Source organism: Hafnia alvei (assembly GCF_034424155.1).
GTDB lineage: Bacteria > Pseudomonadota > Gammaproteobacteria > Enterobacterales > Enterobacteriaceae > Hafnia > Hafnia alvei.
In genome coordinates this window covers 780719-798946 of sequence record NZ_CP139992.1, presented here as the reverse complement: position 1 = coordinate 798946, position 18228 = coordinate 780719, and the positions used below count along the sequence as shown (strand labels likewise).

General features: G+C 51.4%; 15 protein-coding genes. 13 read left to right on the top strand and 2 right to left on the bottom strand.

Going from position 1 to position 18228, the window contains the following annotated elements; all coding sequences use genetic code 11:
* From U0008_RS03700 to hypE, 13 genes are all read left to right on the top strand, one after another.
* Positions 1-558 carry a formate hydrogenlyase complex iron-sulfur subunit gene (locus U0008_RS03700; protein WP_025801578.1) on the top strand — a complete coding sequence of 186 codons (558 nt, stop codon included), beginning with the start codon at positions 1-3 and terminating at the stop codon, positions 556-558.
* Entirely contained in the window at positions 555-1379 is an 825-nt protein-coding gene (locus U0008_RS03695; protein ID WP_025801579.1) for an NADH-quinone oxidoreductase subunit B family protein, read from the top strand. The genes U0008_RS03700 and U0008_RS03695 overlap by 4 nt, the downstream gene beginning before the upstream one ends.
* Complete coding sequence (locus tag U0008_RS03690; RefSeq protein WP_025801580.1) at positions 1379-1834, top strand: formate hydrogenlyase maturation HycH family protein; 456 nt, start codon at positions 1379-1381, stop codon at positions 1832-1834. Before U0008_RS03695 ends, U0008_RS03690 begins: the two co-directional genes overlap by 1 nt.
* Positions 1827-2354, top strand: a complete 528-nt coding sequence (gene hycI, locus U0008_RS03685; protein ID WP_025801581.1) for a hydrogenase maturation peptidase HycI — start codon at positions 1827-1829, stop codon at positions 2352-2354. The genes U0008_RS03690 and hycI overlap by 8 nt, the downstream gene beginning before the upstream one ends.
* Positions 2355-2948: 594 nt before the next feature.
* Complete coding sequence (fdhF, locus tag U0008_RS03680; protein WP_080723904.1) at positions 2949-5093, top strand: formate dehydrogenase subunit alpha; 2145 nt, start codon at positions 2949-2951, stop codon at positions 5091-5093.
* A 443-nt stretch (positions 5094-5536) separates the two neighbouring features.
* Positions 5537-6082, top strand: coding sequence for an electron transport protein HydN (gene hydN / locus U0008_RS03675; protein WP_025801584.1), 546 nt, complete (start codon positions 5537-5539; stop codon positions 6080-6082).
* A 140-nt stretch (positions 6083-6222) separates the two neighbouring features.
* Positions 6223-8451, top strand: coding sequence for a formate dehydrogenase subunit alpha (fdhF, locus tag U0008_RS03670; RefSeq protein WP_051874074.1), 2229 nt, complete (start codon positions 6223-6225; stop codon positions 8449-8451).
* Positions 8452-8616: 165 nt separating this feature from the next.
* The gene (hypF, locus tag U0008_RS03665; protein ID WP_043491039.1) at positions 8617-10923 is read left to right on the top strand and encodes a carbamoyltransferase HypF; all 2307 of its coding nucleotides are present in this window, start codon (positions 8617-8619) and stop codon (positions 10921-10923) included.
* A gap of 109 nt (positions 10924-11032) precedes the next feature.
* Complete coding sequence (gene hypA, locus U0008_RS03660) at positions 11033-11374, top strand: hydrogenase maturation nickel metallochaperone HypA (RefSeq protein WP_025801587.1); 342 nt, start codon at positions 11033-11035, stop codon at positions 11372-11374.
* A 17-nt stretch (positions 11375-11391) separates the two neighbouring features.
* Positions 11392-12519, top strand: coding sequence for a hydrogenase nickel incorporation protein HypB (hypB, locus tag U0008_RS03655; RefSeq protein ID WP_043491037.1), 1128 nt, complete (start codon positions 11392-11394; stop codon positions 12517-12519).
* Positions 12510-12806, top strand: a complete 297-nt coding sequence (gene hybG / locus U0008_RS03650; protein ID WP_025801589.1) for a hydrogenase maturation factor HybG — start codon at positions 12510-12512, stop codon at positions 12804-12806. The genes hypB and hybG overlap by 10 nt, the downstream gene beginning before the upstream one ends.
* A 13-nt stretch (positions 12807-12819) precedes the next feature.
* Positions 12820-13935: a hydrogenase formation protein HypD gene (gene hypD / locus U0008_RS03645; RefSeq protein ID WP_043491034.1), complete on the top strand. Its 1116-nt coding sequence runs from the start codon at positions 12820-12822 to the stop codon at positions 13933-13935.
* Between the two features lie 15 nt (positions 13936-13950).
* On the top strand, positions 13951-14979 hold the full coding sequence (gene hypE / locus U0008_RS03640) for a hydrogenase expression/formation protein HypE (protein WP_043491031.1): 1029 nt from the start codon (positions 13951-13953) through the stop codon (positions 14977-14979).
* Positions 14980-15306: 327 nt separating this feature from the next.
* Here the strand turns inward: hypE and hycA are convergent, their stop codons facing one another.
* On the bottom strand, positions 15307-15771 hold the full coding sequence (gene hycA, locus U0008_RS03635) for a formate hydrogenlyase regulator HycA (protein WP_043491029.1): 465 nt from the start codon (positions 15769-15771) through the stop codon (positions 15307-15309).
* A 309-nt stretch (positions 15772-16080) separates the two neighbouring features.
* Positions 16081-18228, bottom strand: coding sequence for a formate hydrogenlyase transcriptional activator FlhA (flhA, locus tag U0008_RS03630; RefSeq protein ID WP_051874073.1), 2148 nt, complete (start codon positions 18226-18228; stop codon positions 16081-16083).

The window sequence follows — 18228 nt, the reverse complement described above, 5'->3', positions numbered from 1 at the left end:
ATGCTGAAATTATTAAAAACGGCGTTTAAGCATCGCAATGCGACGGTGGCTTATCCTGCCAAGCCAATGCAGGTTGATCCGAACTTTCGCGGTAAGCCTGAATACAATCCAGAGCAGTGCATCGCCTGTGGCGCATGCACGGCCGCTTGTCCGGCCAATGCGTTAACCATGGAAACCGATGCGCGTGAAGGTACGCGCACTTGGGCATTACATCTTGGCCGCTGCATTTTCTGCGCACGCTGTGAAGAAGTGTGCCCAACCGCGGCGATCAAGCTGTCACAAGAGTTTGAAATGGCGGTATGGAACAAAAGCGATCTGTTCCAAACCGCAGAGTTCAAAGTCTGCAACTGCGTGGAATGTGGCGCACCTTACGCGGCACAAAAAGAGATCGACTATGCCATGGCATTACTGGTTCAGGCGGGCAATTTAACGGAAGAGCAGGCCGAAGAGCGCCGCTCGCAGTTTGAAACCTGCCCCAACTGTAAACGTAAAAACAACATTACCCACTCAGCGCGTATCACGCTGGGGCGTCACCTGACACAGGAGGCGGCACAATGAGCCAAATCATTACTCAACAGCCAGCCAACGGCTCACCGATTATCGGACCACGCGACGCCAACGGTTTACCAGTACCCATCACCGTCGATGAGCAGATTGCGAAACTCAAAAGCACGCTGCTGAAAGATATTCGTCGCTCAGCCTACGTTTACCGCGTGGACTGCGGCGGTTGTAACGGCTGCGAAATCGAAATCTTCTCTGCGCTAACGCCGTTATTTGATACCGAACGCTTTGGGATCAAAGTCGTTCCTTCTCCGCGTCATGCTGACATTCTGCTGTTTACCGGCGCGGTGACTCGTTCAATGCGTATTCCTGCGATCCGTGCGTATGAATCCGCACCGGATCCAAAAATCGTGATCTCCTACGGCGCCTGCGGTTGCAGCGGTGGGATCTTCCACGATTTATACTGCGTTTGGGGCGGCACGGACAAAATTGTGCCGGTGGACGTTTACATTCCTGGTTGCCCACCAACTCCTGCTGCCACCATTTATGGTTTTGCCATGGCGCTGGGTTTGCTCGATCAAAAACTGAAAGGCGAACACCACCAGCAAGCTGAAGATGAGCAGGCCGCTATCTTGCATCCGGCGATCCCACAACAGCTACGCGTTATGATCGATCGTGAAGCACGCCGTATGTCCGGTTATCGCTATGGCCGCCAGATCGCCGATAAATTTATGGATCTTCTTGCCCAGCAAAACGATCTCACCGTTGAAGCACGCGTGGCGCAGTTTTTAGCGCACGAAAATGATCCTCGCCTAACCGAGATCATCTCTCGCCTACAGGCGGTGTGCCATGATGCTGCTCGCGGAGGCAATTTCTAATGACTGACCACGCCCGTAATCAGCCTTATCACGAACAAGATCCGATGGTGGTGTTCTACTCCCTGAGCCGTAAGTTCGTGCAAAAAAAGGAAGATGAGGACAGAACTCCGCAGGAAGCGAAAGAAGTTATCTATTACAGCCTCGCGATTGGCCATCACCTCGGGGTGATCGACTGCCTGAAAACCTGTTTGGAATGTCCGCTGACGGGGTATCGGGCGTGGGTAGCCAAGCTGCCGGAAGAAAGTACGGCACGCCGCAAACTGGAAGGGCTTCCTCGCTATGGCGAAATCTGTATCGACAGTACGCACACGCATTTGCTGGCCTGCGCTTTAGATAAAGCGCGTCCGCAGATGAATGAGCAAGAACAGACATGGACAGACGCACTGATCGCTGCGCTGCAGATGATCGAAAATGAACCCGCAATCTATCTGATGGTGAAAAGACGCGATGGCTAGTTTTTTAGAAGAGAGTGCTCACCCCGTTAAGAATTTATTGTTATGCGTTGGCAACAGCATGATGGGTGACGATGGCGCTGGGCCGTTGTTAGCCGAAAAGGTCACCGACCATCCGATAGCCGGTTGGGCCGTCATCGACGGAGGCACGTCGCCGGAAAGCTACTCCCACGCGATCCGCGAGATGAAACCAGAGCGTTTGATCATCGTTGATGCCACCGAAATGGGATTAGAACCCGGCGAAATCCGCATCATCGATGAAAAAGATATTGCCGAGCTGTTTATCGTCACCACCCATAATCTGCCGCTGAGCTATTTGATCGAGCAACTGCGTGAAGATGTACCGGATATCACCTTTGTGGGTATTCAGCCCGCCATCGTCGCGTTTTATGCCCCGATGATGCAACCGGTGAAAGACGCCGTCGAAACAGTCTATCAGCGTCTGAATAACTGGGGCGATCAAGGCGGATTTGAACTGCTGGTGGCCTATGAAGATGAGTTTGGGGTGAGTAGCCAAGGCTAAACTGCCAATCCCCCTTCTTATAAATGTGCAAGATCCCGCTCCGGTTTGGTATCTCCCATCCTGAGCGGCTCTTTCTCCCAAGGCTTATTCCTTAAAAACAAAAGTTATATTGTTTTTTTCGTGTTGAAAAAATTCGTTATAGATTCACCAGCAAGGATGCTGGTGAAAGGTTGAGGGCGTGCAAGGATGCACGCTCCGAGACCGGTCGGCCAAGCGACTCGGTAAAAAGCGCGAGAGTCGAGAGGTTGCGCGCCAGCAACCTTTCGTCGGACGCCTACGCCTCCAAAACATGGGAGTAGGGATGTTGACTGGCGTTCGAAACCTTACACCACATCGAAAACCCACAAACGTAACTCCTCACTTCGACAAAACTGTCGAACTCGTCACCGCTTTGATGATGTCGATCAGCACGTCTCTATCCCCTGAGCCCTTATAGTTCAACGTATTAGCCATCACCCGCAAGGGGTATAAAACTGGCACAGTACATGCATATAAATTAGGTGAATAAACATTAAATAACGCTCGGCTTGCTGAGCGGTATGTATACGAGCCGGATTGTGTCCCTTCCGGCCGCATAAAATAGGAGCAATGTTGATGAAGAAAGTCATCACGGTCTGCCCTTATTGCGCATCAGGTTGCAAAATCAATCTGGTGGTCGATAACGGTAGAATCATTCGCGCTGAGGGTGCGAATGGCGTGACGAACCAAGGCGAGCTGTGCCTGAAAGGGTACTACGGCTGGGATTTTATCCACGATACTAAAATCCTGACTCCGCGCTTGAAGTCACCAATGATCCGCCGTGAACGCGGTGGAAAGCTAGAAAACGTCTCATGGGAAGAAGCGATTGAATTCGCAAGCTCCCGCCTGCTGGCTGTAAAAGAAAAATACGGCCCAGATGCCATCATGACCACCGGTTCTTCCCGCGGTCCTGGTAATGAAACTAACTATGTGATGCAAAAATTTGCTCGCGCAACCATCGGTACTAACAATATCGACTGTTGCGCGCGCGTCTGACACGGCCCTTCGGTTGCAGGTCTGCAGCGATCGGTCGGTAACGGCGCCATGAGTAACTCAATCGTTGAGATTGAAGATACCCAATGCATTTTTGTCTTCGGCTATAACGCCGCAGACTCCCACCCTATCGTGGCTCGCCGTATTATTAAGGCGAAAGCGAAAGGGGCTAAAATTATTGTTTGCGACCCGCGTTTCATCGAAACCGCGCGCATCGCCGACATTCATGTTCCGCTTAAAAACGGTTCTAACATCGCATTGCTGAATGCGCTGGCTCACGTCATCATTGAAGAAAATCTTCACGACCGTGAATTCATCCAACAGCATACCGAAGAGTTTGAAACCTTCCGCGATCTGGTCTTGCCGTATACGCCAGAATCTGTTGAAGAAATCACCGGTATCAGTGCGCAGATGATCCGTGAAACCGCACGCATGTATGCCAAGGCACCAACGGCAACCATTCTGTGGGGCATGGGCGTTACCCAGTTCTATCAGGGTGTCGAAACCGTTCGTACGCTTACCAGCCTGGCGCTGCTGACCGGCAACTTAGGTAAAGCACACGTGGGCGTGGGTCCTGTTCGTGGTCAAAACAACGTTCAGGGCGCTTGTGATATGGGTGCGCTGCCAAATACTTATCCGGGCTATCAGTATGTCACTGATGAAGCCGCCCGTGAGAAGTTTGCCAAGGCGTGGGGCGTTCCTTCCCTGCCAGCCCATATCGGCCATGCGCTGAGCGAAGTGCCGCATAACATCGACCACGGTCTGATCAAAGCGCACTACGTCATGGGTGAAGATCCCTTACAGACCGAGCCGGATCTGGCGACGATCCGTCGTACCTTTGAGAAGCTGGATATTCTGATCGTTCAGGATATCTTCATGACCAAAACCGCCGCCATTGCAGACGTCGTATTCCCTGCAACGTCGTGGGGTGAGCATGAAGGTGTTTACACCGCAGCCGACCGCGGTTTCCAGCGATTCTACAAAGCCGTAGAGCCTGTGGGTGATGTTAAACGCGACTGGGAGATCATTAGCCTGATGTCCACCGCGATGGGTTACCCAATGCACTACAACAACACGCAGGAAATCTGGGACGAACTTCGCGAACTGTGCCCGATCTACTACGGTGCGACCTATGAAAAAATGGCCGATCTGGCCTACATTCAATGGCCATGCCCAACGCTCGAAAGCCCAGGAACGTCTTACCTGTATGAAGGCGGTAATTTCGATACCCCTAACGGTAAGGGTCAGTTCTATACCTGTGAATGGCGTCCGCCGATTGATAAAGTCAGCGACGAATTCCCAATGGTATTGGCGACCGTGCGTGAAGTGGGTCACTACAGCTGCCGCTCGATGACCGGTAACTGTAAGGCACTGGCTGCACTGGCAGACGAACCCGGCTTTATCCAAATCAATACTGAAGACGCCGCACGCTTTGGCATTCGCGATCAGGAACTGGTTTGGGTTCGTTCACGTCAGGGTAAAGTCATTACCCGCGCCAACGTGAGCAACCGTCCAAACAAAGGTGCGGTCTATATGACGTATCAATGGTGGATCGGTGCCTGTAACGAGCTGGTCGCAGAAAACCTGAGCCCGATTACCAAAACGCCAGAGTACAAATACTGTGCCGTGGCGGTAGATGCCATCAAGGATCAGGAAGACGCCGAGCAGTACGTCGTTCGCGAATACGACAATATCAAACGTCGTCTGCGAGAAACCGCGGAAGGTTAGAGGCAGGTCGTTAAATATAAATGCCCCGTATTGTTTTCAGCAATGCGGGGCATTTTTATCATCTTGGATTCTCATTTTAAGAACGCTAACGTCCATGAGTTCAGAGACCTAAAGTCGTAATCCCACCTTTTTATCAAATCAACACGTCCATTATCACCGCCAAGATCAACGAGTGAGATCTCCATTCCAACGATAATGTTGCCAATGTCGTGTCGCGCAAATTATTCGACACTTATGTCGAATCCCCCTGTCGAGCGGGCAATTCAACGCGCAATTTTTAGCTTTCAAAATAAGATTAGAAAGCAACCCACTAATTTAAAACAAAAAAACACCCATAGAAATACAGTTGGCATGATGTGTGCTTACTAGTACCGATAAGCAATCTGAGCATAGGCAGGTTCTTTCTGCCTCACTAAATATAATGAGAAATCAGGAGTTAATTGATGAACCGGTTCGTCATTGCAGATCCTAAAAAATGTATCGGCTGCCGCACCTGTGAAGTCGCCTGCGTCATGGCTCACCGTGAAGACAGCGAACTTCACAACCTGTCCAAAGACAACTTCACCCCGCGCATTCACGTCATTAAAGGGGAAAACGTCAGTACAGCGATCCTGTGTCGCCAGTGCGAAGATGCCCCTTGTGCCAACGTCTGCCCGAATGGTGCCATTACTCGCCAAAAAGACTTCATCTATGTGTCACAGGAAAAATGTATCGGCTGCAAAACCTGCGTGGTGGCTTGCCCATACGGCACCATGGAAGTGGTCACTTCTCCGGTCGTTCGTCAAAATGGCGCCTCTGCCATGATGGTTTCGTCTAAGGCCGAAGCCAACAAATGCGACCTGTGTCATACCCGCGCTAATGGCCCTGCGTGCGTTGAAACCTGTCCCACCAATGCATTGAAGCTTATTGACCGCAATGCCATGCAAGACATGATCAATGAAAAACGCCGCCGTGCTGCGCTCGATACCACAATCGATTTCATGTTCTAACGGTTTCACATTTTAACGCTTTCATCTCATGCAGTTTTAAATCCTATTGATTGAAGTTGCCGTTGACTGGCTGCAGCTTCAAAACCAAAAGGCTTGATTAACAACCATTCATTATCCCCGGTTCGGGGTAAGGTCTCGTTATGAATTCACCTACAGTGAATAACTCAATCGTTGTCAATAATCTCGACGTTGTGAAAAGTAAAGTCGTCACCGTCTGCCCCTACTGCGGCGCAGGATGCAAAATCAGCCTCTGTGTTGAAAACGGTAAAATAGTTCGTGCCGAAGGCGCAAACGGCGTCACCAATCAGGGTGAGCTTTGTCTGAAGGGCTATTTTGGCTGGGATTTTCTCAACGATACAAAACTGCTAACGCCGCGCTTGAATGAGCCCATGATCCGCCGAGAAAAAGGTGGAAAATTTGAAGTCGTCTCTTGGGATGAAGCCATCAGCTATACCGCGCAGCGCCTAAAAGAAATCAAACAAAAATATGGCGCGAAGTCGATCATGCATACCGGCTCCTCACGCGGAACAGGTAATGAAACCAACTATGTGATGCAGAAGTTTGCTCGTGCCGTTACCGGCAATAACAACGTTGACTGCTGTGCGCGAGTCTGCCACGGCCCGTCGGTTGCTGGCTTGCAGCAAACGCTGGGCAACGGCGCCATGAGCAACTCCATCACCGATATCGAAAACTCCAAATGCCTGCTGGTCTTTGGCTATAACTGCGCAGATTCCCACCCTATCGTGGCGCGTCGCGTGATTAAGGCCAAAGAAAAAGGGGCAAAAATCATCGTTTGCGATCCACGTAAAATAGAAACGGCGCGCATTGCCGATCAGCATCTGCAAATGAACAACGGTACCAATATGGCGCTGGTGAATGCTTTTGCTCACGTCCTGATTGAAGAAAATCTTTACGACAAAAGCTACGTGGCTAATTTCACCGAAGGCTTCGAGGAGTATCGCCAAATCGTTGCCGACTACAGCCCAGAAGCCGTCGAAAAACTGGTTGGCGTTCCCGCCGAAGATATTCGCCAAGCCATGCGCACCTACGCAGCGGCACCTTCCGCCACCATTATGTGGGGGATGGGCGTCACTCAGTTTGGACAAGCCGTTGACGTGGTGAAAGGCCTATCCGGTTTAGCGTTACTGACCGGCAATCTCGGCCGTCCTGACGTGGGCGTTGGCCCTGTACGTGGTCAAAACAATGTACAAGGGGCCTGTGATATGGGCGTATTGCCTAATGAATTCCCAGGCTATCAGTCGGTGACAAACCCAGAAATTCGCGCCAAATTTGCCAAAGCGTGGGGCATCAATGCGGACGATATGGACCCTAATATCGGCTATCGCATTACTGAAGTGCCGCACTTAGCCCTTGAAGGCAAAGTAAAAGCCTACTACATCATGGGCGAAGATCCCCTGCAAACCGAAGCCGACTTAGGCCTCGTGCGCAAAGGCTTTGACGCCTTAGAGTTTGTGGTGGTGCAAGACATCTTCATGACCAAAACCGCTGAGCAAGCCGACGTTATTTTACCGGCCACCAGCTGGGGCGAACACGGCGGGATCTTCTCCTGTGCCGACCGCGGGTTCCAACGTTTCGGAAAAGCCATCGAGCCGAAAGGCAACGTTAAACGTGACTGGGAAATTATCAGTCTGCTGGCCACCGAGATGGGCTACCCGATGCATTACAACAGCAACGAAGAAATCTGGGATGAACTGCGCGAGCTGTGCCCGCTGTATTACGGCGCAACCTACGAGAAAATTGGGGAAATGGGACACGTACAATGGCCATGCCCAACGCTCGATCACCCCGGCACGCCTTATTTGTATAAAGACAACCATTTCGATACCCCAACAGGAAAAGGTCAACTGTTCGCGACCGCGTGGCGTGCTCCGGCGGAGATCCCAGACGAAGAGTTCCCTCTGGTGCTGTGTACCGTGCGTGAAGTAGGCCATTACTCATGTCGCTCCATGACCGGTAACTGTGCCGCGCTGCAAACATTGGCCGATGAACCGGGCTTTGTGCAGATGCATCCTGAAGACGCTCAGCGTATGGGAATTTGCGATCAGCAAATCCTATGGGTTGAATCCCGCCGTGGCAAAGTGATCTCGCGCTGTAACTACAATGAACGCATCAATAAGGGTGCCGTTTATATGACGTATCAGTGGTGGATTGGCGCATGCAACGAGCTGACTCAGGATAATCTGGACCCCGTATCTAAAACGCCAGAAACCAAATACTGTGCGGTACGCGTTGAGCCCATCATCGATCAGGATTGGGCGGAGAATTACGCCTCTCAGACCTATAACGAAATGAAATCGCGCCTGCGTCATCATGTTGAAGACGCTGAACGCATGATGGTTCGTGCTTAATTTTTAGCTCTTTTACTATCACCTCTCTCTTTATGGGAGAGGTGATAAAGAAAATACTCGCTTTACTAATCCTTTTTGCACACACGCTGCCCCACATCAAAGATGTTTATCGTTTAAATACGGAAAATAGTCATCTTTGATATGACGTAGTCTTCAGGAGCCACCTTGAGTCACAACGCAATCTTGCTGAGAGTAAAAGGCAAAGTCCAAGGTGTTGGTTTTCGTCCGTTCGTCTGGCAACTGGCTCAACGGCTGAAACTGCAAGGCGAAGTAAGCAATGATGCCCAAGGCGTATTAATCGCCCTACGTTTACCCGCAGATATCGCACACTTCTGTCACCTTTTACGTCAGGAGTGCCCACCGCTGGCGCGCATTGACACGATCAGTAAGCAAGAATGGCTCGGCGGTGAGCTTCCTCATGAGTTCTGCATTATTGAAAGCGGTCAGGGTCAAATGGATACCCAGATTGTGCCCGATGCCGCCACCTGCCCAGAATGTCTGCGCGAGATGAACGATCCGGCCAACCGACGTTTTGGCTATCCGTTTATTAACTGCACCCACTGCGGGCCACGGTTTACCATTATTCAGCGTATGCCATACGATCGCCCTTTCACCGCGATGGCAGTTTTTCCGCTGTGTCCGACCTGCGATCAGGAATACCGAAATCCCGCTAACCGGCGTTTTCATGCCCAGCCGACGGCCTGTGCCGCCTGCGGTCCCCATCTGTGGAGCTGCAATAGCGCAGGTGGGCAGCCTTTTATGGGCGCGCATGCGTGGAAGGAAGTGGTCGACGTACTGCTTAACGGCGGCATTGCAGCCATTAAAGGCATCGGCGGATTCCATCTGGCCTGCGATGCGTCCAACCCGCACGCGATACAACTTCTGCGCCAGCGTAAGCACCGACCAGCCAAGCCTTTAGCCGTCATGTTACCCAATGAAAGCTGGGTGCGTGCCTATTGCCGAGATAACGTTGCAGACAACTTACTCAAGCTGCTGAGCAGGCCTGCCGCCCCCATTGTGTTGCTGCAAAAATCTACCTTGGTATTAGATGAGATTGCGCCGCAATTGGATGAGGTTGGCGTCATGCTGCCGTCGAACCCCGTGCATCATTTATTGATGCAAAAAATGGGGCGTCCCTTAGTGATGACATCGGGCAATGCCAATGGTTTACCTCCCGCATTGAGCAACTCACAGGCGCTACACGATCTGGCCGATATCGCAGATATTTGGCTGCTGCATAACCGAGATATCATCCAACGCGTTGATGATTCAGTGATTCGTTGGCAACCGCACGGTAGCGAAATGCTCCGCCGCTCACGAGGCTATGTACCTGATGCTATTGATTTACCAGAGAGTTTCCAATCGTTGCCTGCCGTAGCCGCTGTCGGTGGCGATCTGAAAAATACGTTTTGTCTGTTAAAAGGCAATCGGGCCGTACTCAGCCAGCATCTCGGCGATTTAAGCGACGAACGCGTACAGCAGCAGTTCAACCAAACATGGACATTGCTGCACCAAATCTATCAATTTAGTTCTGAAGCGATCGCCTGTGACATGCATCCGGCCTATGTCAGCACCCAGTTTGCTCAGCAACAGGCGCAAGAACTGAACCTTGAATGTTTACCCATTCAGCATCATCACGCGCATCTTGCAGCCTGCATGGTTGAGCATGGTATTCCTTTAGATACGCCACCGCTGATTGGGCTGGCGCTTGATGGTATTGGTATTGGTTTTGGCGCAGATAACACCCTTTGGGGCGGTGAGTGTTTACGGGTGGATTATCGCCAAATGCAGCGCTTGGGCGGATTACCTGCCGTTGCATTGGCAGGCGGTGATTTGGCCGCTCGTCAACCGTGGCGAAACCTGCTGGCACAGTTGCTACGTTTTGTTCCCAACTGGCAAAGCTATCCTGAAGCCAAATTTATTCTTTCTCACCCTTGGCAAGTTTTGCAGCGGGCGATTGAACGCGGACTCAATAGCCCACTGGCGTCTTCCACAGGAAGATTATTTGACGCGGCGGCCGCGGCATTAGGCATTTGTCCTGAAGCAATCAGCTTTGAAGGTGAAGCCGCCTGTCGATTAGAAGCCTTAGCCCAGCAGGCTCAGGAACGACACCCGCCGGTATCATTGCCGCTGGATGCACACAATAATCTCGATATGGCCACTTTCTGGCAACAGTGGCTCCGTTGGCAGGCCACACCGGAAGATCGCGCCTATGCATTTCATTATGCATTGGCTCACGGGCTCGCAGACTTAGTGCGGGTTCACGCAAACGTAGAAAACTGCCGCACGATCGTGATGGCTGGCGGAGTCTTACATAACCGCTTGTTACGCCAACTGTTACAGCAAAATTTGGCTGAATTCACGCTGTTACTGCCGCAAGCATTACCCGCTGGAGATGGTGCTCTGGCGTTAGGACAGGCGGTCATTGCCGCCGCTCAGCGATGGGATGCGAGGGCGATCGCAAAGGCGTAAATGTTGCGCCATCACTATGCTATCAATCAGCCATCTAATGACGGTAATCAAGGTGCTACGGTGTGTATTCACCGAGGATATGCCCGCCATAAAAAATAAGATAACCACTATGCATGAACTAACCCTATGCCAGAGCGCATTTGACATCATCGAACAGCAGGCTCAAGCCAACAACGTGAAGCGCGTAACCGGTGTATGGCTGGAGATTGGCGCACTCTCATGTATCGAAGAGAGCGCCGTACATTTTTGCTTTGAAATCGTCTGCCGTGGCAGCGTGGCCGAGGGATGTGCGCTGCACATCACCACCCAACCAGCTCAAGCCTGGTGCTGGGATTGTAGTCAGGCCATTACCGTATCAGCGCATGACGCAGGATGCCCACATTGCCAGAGCCATAATCTGCGCGTGGACAGCGGCGACAGCATGCAAATCAAACAAATCGAAATCGAATAGTTTTCGGGAGAGAATTTATGTGTACTACTTGCGGTTGCGCGGCTGGCGAACAGCGCATTGAAGGCGACGATCATCACGATCACAACCATCATCATGAGCACGGGCACCATCACGACCATCACCATGGTCATGAACACGGGCATGATCACAGCCACGAACATGGTCATCATGAGCATGAGCACGATCATCACCATGGGCATCAACATCAGCACGCGCAGGATGAACACCCTCAGACTGTCGTCGTGCACCATCATTATCATCACACCGGCGACGTACATCATCATCACTATAACTACGTACTTGCCTCTGATGCTGAACTGCATCTTCACGACCACAAGCATAAACACAAGAATAAGAGCAAAAATAAGCACGCAGAAAAGCGCCTAGAAAAGCATCTCGATAAACACGACGAAAAATTTACGCCAGAACAGCAAGATAACGATCTGCACTACGGTAAAGGCGAGGCAGGTAGCCATGCGCCCGGCATGACCCAACGCCGTATGCTGCAAATTGAGCAAGACGTTCTCGGCAAAAATAACCATCTGGCCGAGCACAACCGTGAGCATTTTACCCAGCAGCATATTGCCGCACTGAATTTGGTCTCAAGCCCTGGCTCAGGCAAAACAACGCTGCTAACGGAAACCCTCAAGCGCATTGCCGATCAATACAGTTGCGCCGTGATTGAAGGCGATCAGCAAACGACCAATGACGCAGAGCGTATTCGCGCAACCGGCGTTCCGGCTATTCAGGTGAACACCGGTAAAGGCTGCCACTTGGATGCACAAATGGTGCACGACGCGATGCATCGCCTGAATCTACCAGACCGCAGCCTGCTGTTTATTGAGAACGTTGGGAACTTGGTGTGTCCAGCTAGCTTCGATCTTGGCGAACGTCATAAAGTTGCCGTGCTGTCCGTTACCGAAGGCGAAGACAAACCGCTGAAATATCCGCATATGTTCGCGGCCTCTTCACTGATGATTATTAATAAAATCGATCTGCTGCCGTATCTGCACTTTGACGTTGAAGCCTGCATTGCCAATGCAAAACGCGTTAATCCACAGATCACCGTTATCCAACTTTCCGCCACCAGCGGTGAAGGAATGGATGCTTGGCTTGCATGGTTGGAGACAAACGTATGTGCTTAGGAATTCCAGGTCAGGTCGTTGCCGTTGGCGATGATATTCATCAAATGGCCATGGTTGACGTGTGTGGCGTGAAGCGCGAAGTCAATATCGCGCTGGTCTGTGAAGGCTCACCTCAAGAGATGCTTGGGCAGTGGGTGCTGGTTCACGTTGGTTTTGCCATGAGCATTCTCGATGAAGCCGAAGCCAAAGATACGCTGGATGCGTTAATGGCGATGCAAGAAGTTGAAGAGGACGTGGGCTATTTCCTGCGTAACGGCGAACCCGCTCCTCAGGTCAGTGAAAAGTAAGGTGGTATGAGATATGCAGTTTGTTGATGAGTTCCGCGATCCTGAGCTAGCGAAAAAGCTGGTTCAGCGGATTACAGAACGGGTTCGAACCTTACCTTCACACTGCAAACTTCCTCTTCAACTGATGGAAGTTTGTGGCGGACATACTCACGCTATTTTCAAATTTGGCTTAGATCAGTTGCTGCCACCGGAGATCGAGTTTGTTCACGGTCCCGGATGCCCCGTTTGTGTTCTGCCAATGGGCCGCATTGACGAGTGTGTCGAAATTGCCAGCCAGCCGGACGTGATTTTTTGTACCTTTGGCGATGCCATGCGCGTCCCTGGGCGCCACGGTTCTCTGCTGGATGCCAAACGCAAAGGCGCTGACGTTCGCATCGTTTATTCCCCGCTGGATTCCCTTGCGCTGGCGCAGCAAAATCCAGACAAAGAAGTGGTGTTCTTCGGTCTTGGTTTTGAAACCACAATGCCGAGCACCGCGGTCACACTGCAACAAGCGAAAACGCTGGGATTGAAAAACTTCTCGGTTTTCTGCCAGCACATTACGATCACGCCTACGCTGCGCAGCCTATTGCAGCAGCCGGATGTACGCATCGACGGCTTCCTCGCGCCCGGCCATGTCAGCATGGTCATTGGCGCTCATCCCTATGAGTTTATCTGCGAAGATTTCCATAAGCCTTTGGTTATCACCGGCTTTGAGCCGCTCGATATTTTGCAAGCGCTGGACATGCTGGTGGCGCAAATTGCCGAAGAACGCTGTAGCGTAGAGAATCAATACCGCCGCATCGTTCCCGATCACGGCAACGCAATCGCGCAGAAGGTCTTGGATGAAGTATTCGTTACCAAAGAAAGCAGCGAATGGCGCGGTTTAGGCGAAATAGCCCATTCCGGCGTAGGCTTAAGCCCTGCGTATGCTCAGTTTGATGCTGAGTTACGCTTCCATCCGCAAGAGCAGAAAGTCGCCGATGATCCCAGAGCGCGCTGCGGCGATGTACTTACCGGTCGCTGCAAACCGGCCGAATGTCCTCTGTTTGGCGTTGGCTGTAATCCGCAAAACGCATTTGGTGCGCTGATGGTTTCTTCTGAAGGAGCCTGTGCGGCGTTCTATCAATATCGTCGTGGGCTTGAATAAGAGAAGGTACGAAGAATGAGTGAATGGTCTAAAGATGATGTGATAACGATGGCGCATGGCAGCGGTGGCCGCGCGATGCAGCAACTGCTTGATACGCTGTTTTTGCCCCTGTTTAGCAATCCCGCTTTAGATGAACGTGAAGATCAGGCGCGTTTGCCGCTGAGTGTTTTCAACCAGCACGGCGATCGCTTGGCCTTCACCACCGATAGCTACGTGATCGATCCAATATTTTTCCCCGGTGGCGATATTGGCAAGCTGGCCGTATGCGGTACCGCCAACGATCTGGCGGTAAGTGGCGCTCAGCCAAAATATCTCTCCTGTGGCTTTATTCTTGAAGAAGGGTTACCACTGGTCGATCTGGAGAAGATCGTGCGTAGCATGGCGGCGACTGCGCGTGCGGCAAATATTCAGATTGTCACTGGCGATACCAAAGTGGTTCAGCGCGGCGCGGCGGATAAGATCTTTATCAACACTGCCGGTATCGGCGCGATCCCGAACGATATTCACTGGGGAACGTCTGAGATCCAGCCCGGTGACAAACTGATCGTCAGCGGCACACTCGGCGATCACGGTGCCACGATCCTAAATCTGCGCGAGCAGTTAGGGCTTGAGGCTGAGCTCACCAGTGATTGCGCGGTACTGGCTCCGCTGATTGCGCCGCTGCGTAATATCCCTGGCGTTCGAGCACTGCGTGATGCAACTCGCGGTGGCGTGACCGCCATTATGCATGAGTTCGCTAATGCGAGCGGCTGCGGCATCGATATTATCGAGCAATTACTGCCGGTAAAAAGCGCGGTGCGCGGTATCTGTGAACTCTTAGGGTTAGAGCCGCTGAATTTTGCTAACGAAGGAAAGCTGGTGATAGCCGTTGCGCCAGAGGCTGAACAAGCGGTGCTTGATAGCTTACATCTGCACCCATTGGGTGTGGACGCTGCAACGATTGGCGTGGTGACTGAAGGGAAACAAGTGCGCCTAACCGGAATGTATGGCACCTCTCGTCTGCTAGATTTACCGCATAGTGAGCCGCTGCCAAGAATTTGTTGAGATTCGTGATTGTCCCCCTCCCAACCTCCCCCTTCTCAGGGGGAGGAGCCGATCGAGCTCAGAATTAATATCGAAAACTAAGCTGCTCCCTCCCCTGCGAAGGGGAGGTTTGGATGGGGTTTACCTTCCCACCAGCCGATCGAGCTCAGAATTAATATCGAAATCTACACAGCCCCCTTCCCTGCAAAGGGGAGTTGTGGAGGGGTTAACCTCCCATTAGCCGATCGAGCGCTGAATTAATATCGAAAACTAAGCTGCTCCCTCCCCTGCGAAGGGGAGGGTTGGGGTGGGGTAACTCTCTCCCCAGTAAAAGAAGAGAGGTATCAATCACTGAGCGCCTAACTTCCCTACCAGTAATTCTCGTACCGGCTGGTTAGTATTCATCGCTTGATACAAGGTTTCATACAGATCGTGGATTTTATCCAGATAGTGTTCCAACACGGCATCCATCGAACGGTTGTTAACCTTGCCATCAATCTGACCATTCTCATCGATGGTTGAATGGCTAATTTCCACAAAATGATCTTCGCCCTGCTCATCGTTCATGCGCAGGCCATACTGGATCTTTTTGCTGTAAAACTCATCTGCCAGCTTCACTTCAACCATAAAGTGATCAAACACCGTGAAGTTAACGCTGTCACCATCACCGCAGCTGAACTCATGAAAAATCTTCAGCTTGGAAGAGGTTGCGGCTTTGATCAGGCTGCTTTTATACAGAGCCCATTGCGCCATTAATTTTTCATTTTTGTCATGGATATAAAGCGACTTTTCGGTTAATTCGCTGACCTTCATACTTCTTTGCCTCGCTCCACATTGTGGGTTGGAGTGTGTTACCTAGGGCATCGCCCCACTGATTGTTTGACGCTCAATCAGGCCGACATTCGGCAGCGTTGAGCGTTTCAATCACTACAAAAGCATAATCCGTGCCAATAAATAAAATAATTAAATAACCAATGTTATTCAGATAATTACGGGAATTAATCATTCAAAGTGACAAGATAAACAGGCGGGATGGTTCTGGCGAGTGATGACGTTTCGACACTTGTGTCGACACGATGACACGGGCGAAAACACTGAGTTTCGCCCGTAAGAAGAGAGGTTTTAGTCCTTCGCAGAAATGCCTAAGCGCTGCATGCGCGAAATCAACGTGGTGCGTTTTAGCCCAAGCCGTGCCGCTGCACCGCGAGGGCCAGCCACTATCCCGTTAGATTCGCGCAGTGCTGCTAAAATACGTTCGCGCTCGCTGGATTCACCGCCCTGTGCGGGCGCGTGTGGCGCTTTTCCCGCAGCCGGTGTTACAGGCCATGAAGAAGGCGTCGCTTGTGCAGGCTTATGCACTAACGGCGGTGACAGGTGGTATTGCAGCTCATTGAGTTGCAAGTTTAATACCGGTCCGCGCGTTAAGATAACGGCGCGCTCGATGATATTTTCCAGTTCGCGGATATTACCCGGCCACGGTAAATCGCACAGCATCCGGATGGTTTCCGTAGGAATACTATCGATGGTGCGATTCATACGTTTAGCAATTTTGCGCGTAAAGAATTTCACCAGCAGCGGAATATCTTCAGGGCGTTCACGCAGCGGTGGGATCACGATCGGAAAAACATTAAGGCGATAATAAAGATCGCTGCGATATTCACGATCCAGCACCATCTGTTTCAGATCGCGATTGGTCGCGGCAATCAGGCGTACATCAACCGGAATAATTTTATTTCCGCCGAGTCGCTCAATTTCTCGCTCTTGTAATACGCGCAGCAATTTCGGCTGAAGCTCAAGCGGGATATCACCCACCTCATCCAAAAATAGCGAGCTCTTATTCGCCAGCTCAAAACGCCCCATTCGCTGTGAGGTTGCGCCGGTATAAGCGCCCTTCTCATGACCGAATAAATCACTTTCCATCAGGCCGCTGGGGATCGCCGCGCAGTTCATCTTAACCATGCGCTTTTGATTGCGCGTGCTGAGGTTATGAATTGCCTGAGCGATCAATTCCTTACCTGTGCCTGTTTCGCCAAGAATCAACACACTACAGTCGCTCGACGCCACCATTTCAACCTGTTCCAACACGCTTTTAATCGCTGCGCTTTGGCCAACGATTTCACCAAAGTCACTGTCTTGGCGAATTTGTTCGGTTAAATATCGATTCTCGTGCACCAAGCTATCTTTTAGGCGCGATATTTCACCGTAAGCCAGCGCGTTATCTACCGCGATGGCGATACGTGCCGCAATTTGGCGCAGCAGCTTAAGATTATTATCACTGAATATCGCGGGCTGGCACTGCGCTAGCTTCAGAACGCCCAACACTTTATTACCAAAGACCAGAGGCAGTTGGCAGATGGTCTGATGACCAAACGCAAGCATTTGCGCTAGCTGGCGATCCTGCGGAGCGAGGCGCGTGGAGTCCTGCAAATCCATCAGCAACATCTCTTCGCTTTGCACCACCTGTTGGGCAAGAGAACCTTCCAACGGCAGATATTTTTGCTCACGCAGCACCGGCTTTCCACTTTGGTAGCAGGCAACATAGGCTTTAAAGCGATCTTCCTGCTCATCAAAAACGGACAGGCCGATATAGTCGATCCCGAAGAAACGATGGATCTCTTTGGAAACCTCTCCAGCCAGCCCATCAAGATCAAGCTTAGACGTCACGGCATTCGTGACATCCACCAAGATGCGGTAGTGATCGCGCTCGCGGCGCAGGCTCTCTTCCTCAAGCTGAACATGTTCACGCTCAAGAATATTTTCTAATACGCTAGCAACCACTTCGGCCAACGGCTGCGCCAGCGCCAGTTCGCTTTCGCTGAACTGCTGATCGCCGTGTTTAATAAATTCAATACCGCCTAATCTTTGGCGCGGCGTGGTCAGCGGCAGCTGATAATAGACGTTTAAATCACGGTACTGAGCGAGTTCAGACACCTGTGGAAATTGCTGAACAAATACATCGCGTCGGCAACAAATAGGCTGCTGATCGGCCCAGACTTTTCCCCCTGGCCCTTCCGCTAACAACACGTCATTAGAGCACCGCATTTGTTTGCTTTCAGGGTCATAACCGTAGTGAGTAATACGATTATGCAAAGGATCAAGGCGCAAAATATTCACGCGATCAAAACGAATAACGGAAAATGACAAGCCGTGAAGAGCCCGCATCAGCTCAAAAAGCGTGCGCTGAGCAAGCAGCGTTTGTGTAGCCTGATGCAGCATATCCTGCCAGACCGGATTCATTCTGGTTGAAGACTGTATTTTGACGGTATTCAT

Coding starts and splice junctions, on each gene's coding strand:
- hycA (WP_043491029.1), bottom strand. CDS start 15,771: ATGAAGGTCAGCGAATTAACCGAAAAGTCGCTTTATATCCATGACAAA.
- hybG (WP_025801589.1), top strand. CDS start 12,510: ATGTGCTTAGGAATTCCAGGTCAGGTCGTTGCCGTTGGCGATGATATT.
- U0008_RS03700 (WP_025801578.1), top strand. CDS start 1: ATGCTGAAATTATTAAAAACGGCGTTTAAGCATCGCAATGCGACGGTG.
- hypA (WP_025801587.1), top strand. CDS start 11,033: ATGCATGAACTAACCCTATGCCAGAGCGCATTTGACATCATCGAACAG.
- hypE (WP_043491031.1), top strand. CDS start 13,951: ATGAGTGAATGGTCTAAAGATGATGTGATAACGATGGCGCATGGCAGC.
- flhA (WP_051874073.1), bottom strand. CDS start 18,228: ATGAATACCGTCAAAATACAGTCTTCAACCAGAATGAATCCGGTCTGG.
- U0008_RS03695 (WP_025801579.1), top strand. CDS start 555: ATGAGCCAAATCATTACTCAACAGCCAGCCAACGGCTCACCGATTATC.
- hydN (WP_025801584.1), top strand. CDS start 5,537: ATGAACCGGTTCGTCATTGCAGATCCTAAAAAATGTATCGGCTGCCGC.
- hycI (WP_025801581.1), top strand. CDS start 1,827: ATGGCTAGTTTTTTAGAAGAGAGTGCTCACCCCGTTAAGAATTTATTG.
- U0008_RS03690 (WP_025801580.1), top strand. CDS start 1,379: ATGACTGACCACGCCCGTAATCAGCCTTATCACGAACAAGATCCGATG.
- hypB (WP_043491037.1), top strand. CDS start 11,392: ATGTGTACTACTTGCGGTTGCGCGGCTGGCGAACAGCGCATTGAAGGC.
- fdhF (WP_051874074.1), top strand. CDS start 6,223: ATGAATTCACCTACAGTGAATAACTCAATCGTTGTCAATAATCTCGAC.
- hypD (WP_043491034.1), top strand. CDS start 12,820: ATGCAGTTTGTTGATGAGTTCCGCGATCCTGAGCTAGCGAAAAAGCTG.